Consider the following 13,805-nt stretch of genomic DNA (forward strand, 5'->3'; position numbering starts at 1 on the left):
AAATGCGATCGTGAGGGCTGTTGAACACTGGATACTTGAACCAAATGGGATATCGATATTCATTGAATACAGGAATGCTATCTCTGCAATAATTCCCTTTTTCATCCTATGCGACGTAGGCATAATTGGTGCTGCTTCTTTCTGCACATTTTATAGGTCGCCTATGTTTAGTCCTTCTCCCTATGGCTGGATCTCCCAGTACTTTCTTGGTTTCTTTTTTGCCTATGGTGTTTATTTGCCATTTTGGGCGCTGTGGTTTGAAGACCAAGGCGTTTCTGCGGGTGACATTGGTGTCTTAATTGGTATCGGCTTTGCGACGCGTTGTGTGGCAAACCTCGTGATTACGCCTCGTATCCATAAAGTTGAACACTTAATGCCGGCTCTGCGTTGGTTGAGTTTTGCGGCACTGCTATTTGTTGGCTTCCACTTTTTCACTGGCGGCAGTTTTATATTGATGCTGTTGGTAACGGTGATGTTTAACCTCTGTTATGGGCCGATCATTCCGCTCTCGGATGCGATGGCTAACCACTACAGTCGCCTTAATATGCTCGACTACGGACGCACTCGCTTGTGGGGTTCGATTGCCTTTATCGCAGGTTCGACAGTGGTGGGTTACTTGGTCGCGAAATTTGGCACGGACATGATCTTGTACACGGCGTTTGCTGGTGTGCTGGTGTCATTAGTGTTGGCGATGAGAAATCCGAACGTGATGCCGGTGACGCATTCTCAACAACAGGCCGTTCGTCCTAAGCTGGGTGAACTGCTGCGAGAATCTTCTGTTGTGAAGTTCTTGGCCTTAATGGCGTTGTTGCAAGGTAGCCATGCTGCGTATTACAGCTTTAGTGCGATTTACTGGAAAGAAGCGGGGCACTCTGAAGCCATTATTGGTTACCTATGGAGTTTAGGTGTGGTTGCCGAAGTGGCGGTGTTTGCTCTGAGCAAGCGACTGTTCTCTGGATTAACGTTGCGTACTTTGTTTGTTGTGGCGGCATTAGGTGTGATGGCTCGTTGGGGTATCACAGCATCAACCACGGCCATTGCTGCTCTGATTTTGGTGCAACTACTGCATGGCGTGACCTTCGCGATGGCGCACATCGCTGCTATTCAATACATTCAGTCTGAAGAACAGAACAAGATGGTGGCGTTGCAAGCTCTGTACAACGCAATCCCGCTGGGTGCATTCATTGCTTTAATGACAACACTGAGTGGCTGGGGCTATGAGCTATGGGGTGCCAATATCTTCTGGGCAATGGCTGCGATGGGTGGACTGGCACTGTTCATCAAACTGGATGAAAGAAGCTCTGTGGTTGAAGTTAATCAACCTGATTCCGAAGTTCATAGCTGATAACCAATAGTGATTATTAGAGTCTAAAGCACAGAATTTAAGCGATGCGATTGAGTTAATGACTCATCCTTAGTTAAATGAAACCTCTCCCTTATGGAGAGGTTTTTTTATGGATGAAGAAAGGGTTTTCAATGCAAGGATGGGTAGTAATTCCAGTCTCTTTAGCCTACTTGGGCGTGTTATTTCTGATCGCTTGGTATGGAGACAGGCAGGTTCGTTGGTTATCACGCTGGCGTCCGTGGATCTATAGCCTTTCCATTGCGGTGTATTGTACCTCTTGGACCTTCTATGGAACTGTTGGTCAGGCGAGCAATAACCCATGGTCTTTTTTACCTATCTATCTTGCACCGATTTTGGTCTTCACTCTCGGCTGGCGGATCTTAGCTCGGCTAATCCTCATCGCGAAGCGTGAACATATCACCTCTATTGCCGACTTTATCGCGGCTCGTTACGGAAAATCTCAGGGCTTAGCGGTAGCAGTGACCGTTATTGCAGTGGTCGGTATCCTTCCCTATATCGCTCTGCAATTGCGTGGTATCACCATGGGGCTGGATATTGTTGCGCCAAACCTAGCGGCTGATTTCGGTTATCAGGACTATCACGTATCTTGGTTCGTGGTCGGTGCTTTGGCCATTTTTACCATGCTGTTTGGTACAAGGCACATTGATAACACAGAGCATCACCGTGGCATGATGATGGCGGTAGCGTTTGAATCCATCGTTAAACTGGCGGCGTTTTTGATTGTTGGCTTATTCATCATGTATCTGGCGTTGAGCAGCGATAAAATTGATTTGCTTGATGTGGCTGCTTCCACCTACGAATCGCCCAATATTCCGACATTAATTATTCATACCGTTTTAACCATGTTGGCGATTGTTTGTCTGCCGCGTCAATTTCACACCATGGTGGTAGAGAACGAACGTCCGCAAGATTTGCATACCGCTCGCTGGTTATTTCCGCTTTACCTGATTTTGATGGGACTGTTCGTGCTGCCAATTGCTTGGGCTGGGCAAGGGCTACTTACTGGCATGCCTGCGGATACCTACGTGATCAGTGTACCAATTGCAGAAGGCGCTAATCACATTGCATTATTAGCTTTCCTTGGTGGTACTTCTGCGGCGAGTGGCATGGTGATTGTATCGACCATTGCACTGGCGATCATGGTATCGAATGACTTAGTGATGCCATTGCTACTGCGCCGTATGCGTCTAACCCAAAGAACACATCGACACTTTTCTGGCCTGTTATTAGTGATTCGTCGCGGGCTAATTTTACTGCTGTTACTGGGTGCTTGGCTGTTTTATCAGGCTCTCGATACCATTCATTCACTGTCAGCGATTGGTTTTCTTTCGTTTGCTGCGATTGCTCAATTCGCGCCAGCATTGATTGGTGGTTTGTACTGGCGCCCGGGTAACCGCAAGGGTGTGTATGTCGGCTTAATGGTGGGCTCGTTGATTTGGCTTATTACCCTAATGAGTCAAACTAGCATGTTGGCAGGCGACAGCCAAAGTAACCTTTTACTGTGGATTATCACGCCACCAGAGTTGCTCAGCAGTTGGGATATCAGTAGTTCAAACTGGGGAATTGTGCTGAGTATTGTGCTTAATACCTTGTGCTATGCCGTGGTTTCGATGTCGACAAGACCAAGCCTAAGTGAGCGCTTACAATCAGCAGCATTTGTTGGTACACCGCTGCCTGAGAATGAAAACATCAGCCTTTACCAGAATCGTGTGACGGTTGCGGAACTAGAGATGTTGGCATCACGCTTTGTCGGTCGAAAGCGAGCGAAAAGCGCCTTACACAGCTATTGGCAACAACACGGACAACCGCTGCTTCCCAATCAACAAGCACCTGCGAGTTTGATTCGACATGCAGAGCGCGTACTCGCGGGTGTATTCGGTGCCTCTTCCGCTAAGTTAGTACTTACTTCTGCTTTACAGGGTAGAAACATGCAGCTTGAAGAGGTCGCGACCATCGTTGATGAGGCCTCTGAGCTGTACGATTTTAGCCGTGGTTTACTACAAGGTGCGATTGAACACATTGGTCAAGGCATCGCAGTGATCGATAAGCAAATGAGGCTGGTGGCGTGGAACCAACGTTACTTAGAACTGTTTGAATTTCCTGCGGGTTTGATTCAGGTAGGGCGACCCATTTCAGATGTGATTCGTCACAATGCCGAGCAAGGTTTGTGTGGTCCGGGTGACCCAGAAGATCACGTTCGCCGCCGTGTTTATCACCTTGAACAAGGCACTAGACACACCTCTTCTCGTATTCGTCCTGATGGTCGAGTGATTGAGGTGCAAGGTAACCCGATGCCAAGTGGTGGCTTTGTAATGAGCTTTACCGATATCACGGTATTTAGGCAAGCAGAGCAAGCGCTAAAAGATGCTAATGAAAGCTTGGAGTCGAGAGTACATGAGCGAACTCAAGAGCTCGAAAAACTGAACCATCGCTTGGTAAAAGCAACTCAGATTTCGGATCAAGAATCACAATCCAAGAGTCGTTTTCTAGCCGCGGTAAGCCACGATTTAATGCAGCCGCTCAATGCTGCGCGCTTGTTTGCTTCGTCACTTTCTGAGGTGGCAAAAGAGCAAGAGGTGAAGCAGTTGTCATCTCATATCGAGAGTGCGTTAGGGGCCGCAGAAGATCTGATTGGCGACTTGTTGGATATCTCTCGCTTGGAGTCAGGGAAATTAGAAACCAACATTCACGCGATTGCCGTGCACGATGTGCTAACCAACTTGAACGCGGAATTTAGCGCGTTAGCGAGACAACAAAAAATTGAGTTTCAGATGATCCCATCGTCATTGTTCATTCACTCAGATCCTAAGTTATTGAGGCGTGTGATTCAGAACTTTTTGACCAATGCTTTCCGTTATAACCCTGAAGGAAAAGTGGTCCTGGGTGCAAGGCGAGTGAACGGCCAGGTACGAATCGATGTGTGGGATAACGGAACCGGTATCGATGAAGACAAGCAACAAGAGATCTTCGAAGAGTTTACTCGTGGCAGCCAAGTTCGTGCTGATCAAGGATTGGGACTAGGGTTAGCTATCTCTAAAGGTATTGCTCATGTACTTGGTCATCAAATTTCGATGCGCTCATGGCCGGGCCAAGGCAGTGTTTTTTCCATCACCTTAGCTCGAGCGGAAAAAGTGGCTCCAGTTGTGCAAGCTTCAACGCCAATGGTGACCAGCGACATCGAGCATCTCAAGATATTGTGTGTCGACAATGAACGAGAAATTTTAGTCGGTATGGAAAACTTGATTGGACGTTGGGGCTGTGAGGTTAAGACGGCGGTTGATCTGGTCGAAAGCTTGAAGTGTCTCGACGATGGCTGGCAGCCGGATGTAATTTTCTCGGATTATCGTCTCGACAATGGTCGAACCGGGCTTGAAGTCTTACAACAGTGTCGCTTGCGCCTTGGAGACTCTTTTGAAGGGGTCATCATTAGTGCCGATAGAACCGATGACATGTTGGCTGCGATAAAGGCCAACAGCTTTAGCTTCATTGCCAAGCCAGTGAAACCGTTAAAACTCAGAGCGGTATTGAATCGTGTGAGTTAATTAAATTAACGCCAAGTGTGAAAAAGGCCTCGTATGAGGCCTTTTTCGATCTGGTCGCTATGTTATGGGTTACCGATTTAACTCGCAATACCACCTTGAGTGAGGGCGGTTGGGTCAAGCAACTTGCTGAGCTCTGCCCGGCTGAGGTCCGTTTCTCGTTCTGCCACATCCAGAATTGGTAAGCCTTCTTTGTAGGCCTTCTTTGCAATATCAGCTGCCTTCAAGTAGCCAATCACAGGGTTAAGTGCCGTCACTAGGATTGGGTTTTTTGACAGTGCCAAATCGAGATTGTCTTGGCGTACCGTGAAGGTCGCGATGGCTTTATCTGCTAGGGCGACGGAGCTGTTAGCTAAAAGCTCTATACTTTCTAATACGTTATGAGCAATCACTGGCAGCATCACGTTTAGCTGGAAGTTACCAGATTGGCCTGCGACAGTAATGGTGGTGTCGTTACCAATTACTTGTGCTGCCGCCATAGCTGCGGCTTCTGGAATCACAGGGTTTACTTTGCCTGGCATGATAGAAGAACCTGGCTGTAGTGCTTGCAATTCAATTTCACCTAAGCCTGCCAATGGGCCAGAGTTCATCCAACGAAGATCGTTTGAGATCTTCATGATCGCAACGGCTGCAGTTTTGAGCTGACCCGAGAATGCAACGATCGCGTCTTGGCTGCTGAGATTAAAAAAGAAGTTCTCACTCGCGTTAAAGCTGACCTTTGTCGATTGAGACAAGTTATTTGCAAACTTATCGGCAAAGCGTGGGTCGGCATTGATCCCCGTTCCTACCGCCGTTCCACCTTGAGCAAGTGCTTTAATAGTGGGCAGGGTGCTTTCAATGGCTTGCTTAGCGTGTTCAATCTGGAACTTCCAACCACCAAGTTCTTGAGCAAAGGTAATTGGCATCGCATCCATTAGGTGAGTACGGCCTGTTTTTACTACCTCAGCCAGCTCTTGCTGTTTAACGGTAAGTGCTTCTGAAAGGTGAGTTAATGCCGGTAGCAGTTTGTTTTCAGCCATAAGGGCGACACTGACTTGAATTGCGGTTGGTACCACATCGTTGCTGCTTTGGCCCATATTGACGTGATCATTCGGATTCACGTCCCCTTGCAAACTTCTTGAAGCGAGTGTTGCAATCACTTCGTTGGCATTCATGTTGGAGCTAGTACCAGAGCCAGTTTGGTAAACATCGATCGGGAATTGATCGAGGTATTTACCATCGATGATCTCTTGGCTCGCTTCTGCAATCGCATTGGCAATATCACCTTCCAAAAAACCCAACTGAGCGTTGGTGTCTGCGGCGGCCTGTTTAATGAATGCCAATGCTTGAATGAAGCTGGTGGGCATCTTGTGTGAACTAAAAGCAAAGTTATCTGCAGCACGTTGAGTTTGTGCTTGGTATAGCGCATCAGTAGGGACTTTCACTTCGCCCATGCTGTCTTTCTCAATTCGATATTGTAGGGTCATCTTCTATCCTTGTTAGCCAAGTGGGGCTTGGACTTGTTGTAGTGTTTGGCTGAGATTCAAAAAACGCGCTTGGCCTTGAGGCTGCTGGCAGTAATGGCGTTTTAGATAAAATAGTGGTGAGTGAATAGAGTCTAGGCAGATATGACGAAAGGCGAAACTGCGCTCAGGAGACTCAATCGCTTCAATCAAATGGAAGAAAACTTGGCGCAGGTACAGCTCGCACAACAAGATGTTTTCTTGGGCGGCGTGCTTTTCATAGTAAGCGGAAAGCGTCAGTGCGCACTCGATGTAGTCTCGAATCACAAATGGCTCATGGCCTTGCACTTGTTCTAATGAAACAAAGCGATCTTGTGCTTTGTAAAACCTCGAATAGAGACCCTGCTGTTCTTTCATCATCATTTACATCTCTTTATTGGATGTTAATGATAATTATTATCAAATGAGATTTTAAAAACAACCCTTTGTTTGTCTTTTTATAAAATGAAACGGGAAAAGAAAAAGCCGATACATAACGTATCGGCTTTCTGAGATTCAGTACCTAATCCCTACAATGTAAGTACTGATTCATTTTTTGCTAAACATCTTTATTTAGTGGTCGTGCTTAGTGGTCGTGAGCTTCACCAGCACCTTTCGGGTATCGGATGTTCTCAACCATATCTTGTACGTCTTGTGGTACTTCAGCTGTTACTTTGTTTACAGCAATCGATACTACGAAGTTTAGACACATACCTAGCGTACCGATGCCTTCAGGGCTGATACCAAACCACCAGTTTTCAGGTGTGCTTGCTGCTGGGTTGATGAACTTGAAGTAGATGATGTAGCTTGCTGTGAAGGCAATACCTGACAACATACCTGCAATTGCGCCTTCCTTGTTCATCTTCTTGTAGAAGATACCTAGGATAATCGCTGGGAAGAAGGATGCTGCGGCTAAGCCGAAGGCAAACGCTACTACCTGTGCTACGAAGCCTGGTGGGTTAATACCCAAGTAACCAGCACCGACAATCGCGACCATGGCTGCTAGACGAGCGGCTAATAGCTCCTGCTTGTCGGTCATGTTTGGTCTGAAGCCTTTCTTCAGCAAGTCATGTGAAATCGACGTTGAGATTACCAATAGTAGACCCGCGGCTGTTGATAGTGCGGCTGCTAGGCCACCTGCTGCTAGTAGTGCTACAACCCAGTTTGGTAGTTTCGCTAGCTCTGGAGAAGCCAGTACGATGATGTCACGGTTAATCTTCATCTCGTTTCGTTCATCGCCCGAGTAGAACATTTTGCCATCGCCGTTCTTATCTTCCCAACCCACTAGGCCAGTGCTTTCCCAGTTTTTGTACCAGCTTGGTGCATCTGCTGCTGCGACACCTTGCATGTCAGGGCCGTTGATTGTTTCGATCATGTTTACACGAGCGAAGGCTGCAACACCTGGTGCTGTTGTGTATAGCAATGAGATGAATAGTAGAGCCCAACCCGCTGAGATACGAGCATCACGTACTTTTGGTACCGTGAAGAAACGAATGATTACGTGTGGAAGACCTGCAGTACCGACCATTAGAGCCGCACAGATGAAGAATACATCCACCATGCTCTTGTTACCTTCGGTATAGGCGGTAAATCCGAGTTCTTCTGTGAGTCCATCCAGTTTATCAAGTAAGTAAACATCTGTGCCTGATAGCGTAGAACCCATACCAACTTGTGGAAGTGGGTTACCTGTCATCATAATTGATGTAAAGATTGCTGGAACAAGGAAGGCGAAAATGAGGACACAGAATTGAGCTACCTGCGTATAAGTGATGCCTTTCATGCCACCAAGTACTGCGTAGAAGAACACAATACCCATACCAATGATGATACCTAGGTTAATGTCGACTTCTAGGAAACGAGAGAATACAACACCCACACCACGCATCTGACCTGCAACGTACGTAAACGATACAAAGATTGCACAGAATACCGCTACCATACGTGCTGTTTTCGAGTAGTAACGCTCACCGATGAAATCAGGAACCGTAAACTGACCAAACTTACGTAGGTAAGGTGCTAAACATAGTGCAAGTAGTACATAACCACCTGTCCAACCCATTAGGTAAACTGCACCGTCGTAACCAACGAATGAGATGATACCTGCCATTGAGATGAATGATGCTGCCGACATCCAGTCAGCTGCAGTCGCCATGCCGTTTGCTACTGGGTGTACACCACCGCCAGCAACGTAGAACTCACTAGTAGACCCTGCACGAGCCCAGATTGCGATGCCGATATATACCGCGAAAGTAATACCGACGAGAATAAACGTCCAAGTTTGAATATCCATGTTCTAGCCTCTAGTCTTCCTGTACGTTGTATTTTTTGTCGAGCGCATTCATGCGAACAACGTAAATAAATATCAGCGCCACGAAGGTGTATATCGAACCTTGCTGAGCGAACCAAAACCCTAGCTTGAACCCGCCAAACTGAACGGTATTGAGGGCATCCACAAATAAGATGCCAGCGCCGTAAGACACTGCAAACCAGACCGCGAGCAGTGTTCCCATAATTCCCAAGTTTTCCTTCCAGTAGGCTTGAGCATGTTCCGTAGATTCGAACGCCATTGCCTTCTCCTTTATTTCGTTTCCGTAGAAACTGTTTCTGTAGAAAATTACCGTGTTAACGTAATGTTACGACTTAGAATGTAGCAAGGATAAGTAAAGTGATCTGTGCAACTTTAGTCGGGACGCTATTAGCGCTAATCCACTGAAATATGGGAGTTAGAAGGCATAACCATAGAAAAATGTGATGTTGCAATGTTGTTAAATTAGCCTAAGGTCTAACAAAAACGTATGAATTAGGCGGCGAGTCATAAAATTTAACAACTAAATGACCGAGAAACGGTATTTAGTCCTGCCTATGACACGAAGCGAAACATAAGTTTGTTATAGTAACTACGGTACTTTCACCGGCTGTGACTTGCTTAACGGCATAAGATCAACAAGCTAGTGGCAAAAGATCAACAGGCTTAAAGCTCGAGTTTTATTCTTTGGGGGAACGAATTGGACGCAATAACCATTAATCACTTATTTTTGACTGGTGCCGTACTCATCGCCATCAGTGTACTTTTCTCACAAGTGTCCTCTCGATTGGGCGTTCCTATTCTTTTGATCTTCCTTTTCGTTGGCATGTTAGCCGGTGAAGATGGGCCCGGTGGCATCAATTTCGACGACTACTCCCTCACTTACTTGGTGAGTAACCTTGCGCTTGCCGTGATCCTGCTTGATGGCGGTATGCGAACTAAGGTCGCTAGCTTTAAGGTCGCTTTTTGGCCGTCGCTCTCGCTGGCGACGATAGGTGTCGCATGTACTGCAACCCTAACGGGCTTAATGGCGGCTTGGCTGTTCGATCTGTCATTGATGCAGGGTATCTTAGTTGGTGCGATTGTGGGTTCGACCGATGCAGCTGCGGTATTTTCTTTGTTGAAAGGGCAGAGCCTCAATGAACGTGTTGGCTCAACCCTAGAGATCGAATCCGGTACCAATGACCCAATGGCGGTGTTCCTGACGGTGACCTTAATTGCGCTGCTGGGCACTCCTGATGCTGAAATGGGGATGAACTTCCTACTGAAAAGCTTCGCGATGCAGTTTGGTATCGGCACTCTTATCGGCCTTGGTGGGGGCTGGGTGCTATGGAGTCTTATCAATCGAGTGCAACTGGCTGATGGTCTTTACTCTATTCTGGTGCTCAGTGGCGGTGTGGCTCTGTTTGCGTTCTCTAACATGCTTGGCGGCAGCGGTATCTTATCGATCTACCTCGTTGGCTTGTTCATTGGTAATCGTCCAACTCGCTCTCGACACTCTATCCTTAATGTTCTTGATGGCATGACGTGGCTAAGCCAGATCGTGATGTTCTTGGTTCTGGGATTATTGGTGACGCCATCGACATTGATGGACATTGCACTTCCTGCGTTAGCATTGGCTTTCGGTATGATTTTGTTTGCTCGCCCGTTGTCTGTTTGGTTGGGTTTACTGCCGTTCAGAAGCTTTACCACCAAAGAACGTTGGTTTGTTTCTTGGGTAGGTTTACGTGGCGCTGTGCCGATCATTTTGGCGGTGTTCCCGATGATGGCTGGCCTGCCTAATGCCCAGCTTTACTTCAATATCGCCTTCTTCGTGGTTATGGTTTCGCTGATTGTTCAGGGCGGTAGCTTGATGAAAGTTGCGAGGTTGGCTCAGGTGACCTTACCACCGACACCAACCCCAATTTCTCGTACCGGCATGGAGATTTATCCGACCAGTGAGTGGGAGATGTTTGTCTACAAGCTGAAAGAGGAAAAGTGGTGTGTTGGTGAACCGCTTAAGCGTTTGTCCATGCCTGAAGGGACACGAATTACGGCACTGTTTAGAAAAGATGCTTTGCTTCACCCATCGGGTAGCACCGTGTTAGAGGCGAACGATATTCTTTGTGTGCTTGGCCAAGATAAAGACCTAGATAGCTTAAGTGCGCTATTCAGTGAGGCTCCTCTAGCTGAAGAGACCGCTCGATTCTTTGGTGATTTCTTCTTGGATGTCGAACTATCGGTTGGAGCGGTCAGTGATTGTTATGGTATTGAACTGGGCTCGGAAGAAGAGCGAGAAATAACGCTAAAACAATTGGCTGAGCGAGAGCTTGGTGCACATCCTGTATTAGGCGATAGTTTTGTGTGGCATGACATTACTTGGGTGGTTGCAGAGATAGATGATCATAAAGTCGTCAGGTTGGGTTTATGTTTACCAAAGACGACTTTAGAAGAGGATATCAGTGAAGCTTAGTTGTGGACTTCTTGTAGCAAGATAACCGCCTGAGTTCGGTTTTTCACATCCAGTTTACGGAAGATGGCTGTCATATGTGCCTTGATGGTCGCTTCCGAAACATTCAATTCATACGCGATTTGCTTGTTCAGCAGGCCGTCTGAAAGCATCCCTAATACCTTGTATTGCTGAGGCGTCAATGTGGAAAGCTTTTCCGCAAGGTCGCTACAGGCTGCATTGTTGGTGATCAGCCCTTCAGGAAAGAACGGGTCGCCATTCAGCACTTGATTGAGTGCGCTGACCAATTCACGCATATCACTCGACTTAGGAATAAAGCCAAAGGCACCATGGCTCTTCACTTGAGTGACAACGCTGGCATCCTCGCTGGCAGAGATCACTACAATCGGTAAATCTGGGTATTCAGCACGCAGTTGAATTAAGCCAGACATCCCATTGGCACCCGGCATCTTAAGGTCGAGAAGCAACAGGTCTGGTTCATCTTCTTTCTTTAGCAGAGTCAGTAAGGCATCGAGGGAATCAGCCTCAAGCAGGTTCGCACCACTGATCGCCATATGAACTGACTGAAACAGGGCGTTGCGAAAGAGAGGATGGTCATCAGCAATGATGATGGTATAGGTCGAGTCCATGACGTTCATACTTTTAACAATTTAGTTAATATTTATTATCATCCTGATTGAGTATGTGGACAATATCTATGCATTAAAAGTCTGAACCATATCGACTTTTATCCCCGGAATAAGAAAGCGTTACTCTGAATAGCAAAAAAGCCGCACTGCCATCTCGTTACGGAGGGGCGGTGCGGCTTTCGATTCGGCTATATTTTAGTGAATATTACCGTTATAGCTGGTGGTTTTGCATGTGTTTTAAGAATACATCGGCAGGCATAAAACCGGTTACACGAGCATTTGGAACATGGTTACCCTCACCATCCCAGAACTCAATCGTCGGTAAGCCGAGCACCTGTAATTGTTTAAGAAGTTCAATGTCTTGAGGCATGTTTCTCGTTACATCCGCTTGTAGCAGTACGAAGTCAGAAAGCTTGTTTTCCACATCAGCTTGGTGGAAGGTGTACTTCTCGAACTCTTTACACGCCACACACCAATCGGCGTAGAAATCGAGCATTACAGGCTTACCCAGTTTCTTGGCTTCGATGAGCTGGATTTCTAATTCTTCAACCGTGTTGATGCGTGCAAATTGGATTTGCTGTTCAACCACCACGCTCTTTTCTGCAAACCAGTAATTCAATGCGGGTTGTGCAGAAGCAAACAGACCAAGCATTGCGATGATGCCCACAGCGCTCTGCTTCCAGCCGCCAAATGGCAGTGCATTCTTGCTGTGATACAACCAACCGAAGGCAATGAAGCCAAGGCCAGACCAAAGCACGGTTGCCCATAGCTCTGGGATGATGCGCTCTAGCAGGAAGATAGGCGCTGCCAGCAAGATAAAGCCGAATACGATCTTCACCTTATCCATCCAGCTGCCTGCTTTTGGCAGTAGCTTATTACCAAATACCGCAACCAAGAGCAGCGGGATACCCATACCCATAGCTAACGCATACAGAGCAATCGCACCGGTAAATAGGTCGCCACTCTGAGCTACATACAGCAGCGCACCTGACAATGGCGCCGTGGTACAAGGTGAACATACCAAGCCAGAGATAGCGCCCATCGCGAACACGCCCAAGCTATTGCCACCTTGCTGCTTGTTGCTTTGATTGTTAAGCCAAGTTTGGATGCTGCTTGGCAGTTGCAGGTTATAAACGCCAAACATTGACATCGCTAACGCCACGAATAGAACACTCAGCGCGATCAGCACGTAAGGGTGTTGCATAGCAGCTTGGAACTGCATGCCTGCAGAAGCAACCACTAAACCTAATAAGGTGTAGGTTAACGCCATGCCTTGCACATAGATGAAGGACAACATCAAAGCGCGACCTTGGCTGAGCTTGCCGCCACCCAATACGATACCCGTCAGAATTGGGTACATAGGCAGAACGCACGGCGTAAAGGCTAAGCCAACACCGAGTGCTAAGAATAATAATGGAGTCCACCAACTGTCACCGAGTTTATCGGCTAGGCTCGCTTCTTTTGAAACGGGTGCGCTTGATTGTGGTGTCGTGTTATTTGCCACATCTGCTTTTGGAGAAGCAACTTGTGGTGCGGTGTTCGCTTGGTTGCTGGTAGTGTCGCTTGAACCCGTTGCTTCAAACGGTGCTATGTCGATTACTCGAGTTTCTGGTGGGTAGCAGAAACCAGCATCTGCACAGCCTTGATACTTAACGATCAGCTGTGAGCCATCTTGGTAACTCTGTAGCGGAACTTGCACGAATAACGGCTGAGTATAAATGCTCACCTCACCGAAGAATTCATCTTGGTGTGGTTGGCCATCTTCCATTTCAACGTTGCCGATAGCGAGGTTTTGGCCAGTGAACGAGAGGCTATGTTGATAGAGGTAGTAGCCCTCTTTTACTTGCCAGTCGAGAAGGACCTTGCCGTCTTGCTGGTAGTAATTGAAAGGGAAAGCTTGGTCTACAGGGACAAAACCGTTGTTATTGCCTCCGAAGCTTGGCTCGGCGTTGTCGTTTCCAAAAAGCGCCCACGCAGGCTGGGTGAACAGGGAAACGCAAACAAAAAGTAATGTGGCAAGTCGTCGCATACTATTT

Annotated in this window: 9 protein-coding genes; 3 read left to right on the plus strand and 6 right to left on the minus strand. The window is 47.3% G+C overall.

Annotation, left to right across the window (positions count from 1 at the left end; genetic code table 11):
- Positions 1-163 precede the first annotated feature (163 nt).
- Together AB8613_RS09760 and AB8613_RS09765 are read left to right on the plus strand one after the other, a co-directional pair.
- A complete protein-coding gene (locus AB8613_RS09760; RefSeq protein WP_372383783.1) occupies positions 164-1,345 on the plus strand; it encodes a 3-phenylpropionate MFS transporter in 1,182 nt (393 codons plus the stop codon).
- Positions 1,346-1,476: 131 nt separating this feature from the next.
- Positions 1,477-4,908: a PAS-domain containing protein gene (locus AB8613_RS09765; RefSeq protein ID WP_372383784.1), complete on the plus strand. Its 3,432-nt coding sequence runs from the start codon at positions 1,477-1,479 to the stop codon at positions 4,906-4,908.
- Between the two features lie 77 nt (positions 4,909-4,985).
- Here the strand turns inward: AB8613_RS09765 and AB8613_RS09770 are convergent, their stop codons facing one another.
- The 4 genes from AB8613_RS09770 to AB8613_RS09785 form a co-directional block, all read right to left on the minus strand.
- Positions 4,986-6,371: a class II fumarate hydratase gene (locus AB8613_RS09770; protein ID WP_372383785.1), complete on the minus strand. Its 1,386-nt coding sequence runs from the start codon at positions 6,369-6,371 to the stop codon at positions 4,986-4,988.
- A 12-nt stretch (positions 6,372-6,383) separates the two neighbouring features.
- Entirely contained in the window at positions 6,384-6,770 is a 387-nt protein-coding gene (locus AB8613_RS09775) for a hypothetical protein (protein ID WP_146492406.1), read from the minus strand.
- A gap of 202 nt (positions 6,771-6,972) precedes the next feature.
- A complete protein-coding gene (locus AB8613_RS09780) occupies positions 6,973-8,676 on the minus strand; it encodes a sodium:solute symporter family protein (protein WP_017062715.1) in 1,704 nt (567 codons plus the stop codon).
- 10 nt (positions 8,677-8,686) lie between these two features.
- Entirely contained in the window at positions 8,687-8,953 is a 267-nt protein-coding gene (locus AB8613_RS09785) for a DUF4212 domain-containing protein (protein ID WP_010435433.1), read from the minus strand.
- 438 nt (positions 8,954-9,391) lie between these two features.
- Here AB8613_RS09785 and AB8613_RS09790 point away from each other — a divergent pair, with 438 nt between their 5' ends.
- Entirely contained in the window at positions 9,392-11,143 is a 1,752-nt protein-coding gene (locus tag AB8613_RS09790; protein WP_210446829.1) for a potassium/proton antiporter, read from the plus strand.
- On the opposite strand, the gene AB8613_RS09795 is transcribed toward AB8613_RS09790, so the two are convergent.
- Together AB8613_RS09795 and AB8613_RS09800 are read right to left on the minus strand one after the other, a co-directional pair.
- Positions 11,140-11,769 (minus strand): response regulator transcription factor, encoded by a 630-nt coding sequence (locus AB8613_RS09795; RefSeq protein ID WP_012604978.1) that lies wholly within the window; start codon positions 11,767-11,769, stop codon positions 11,140-11,142. The two genes, AB8613_RS09790 and AB8613_RS09795, sit on opposite strands and share 4 nt — an antisense overlap.
- Before the next feature lie 211 nt (positions 11,770-11,980).
- Positions 11,981-13,798 (minus strand): protein-disulfide reductase DsbD, encoded by a 1,818-nt coding sequence (locus AB8613_RS09800; protein ID WP_372383786.1) that lies wholly within the window; start codon positions 13,796-13,798, stop codon positions 11,981-11,983.
- Positions 13,799-13,805 lie beyond the last annotated feature (7 nt).

The sequence above is a fragment of the Vibrio sp. BS-M-Sm-2 genome (genome assembly GCF_041504345.1).
In the GTDB taxonomy this organism is placed as follows: Bacteria; Pseudomonadota; Gammaproteobacteria; order Enterobacterales; family Vibrionaceae; genus Vibrio; species Vibrio satsumensis.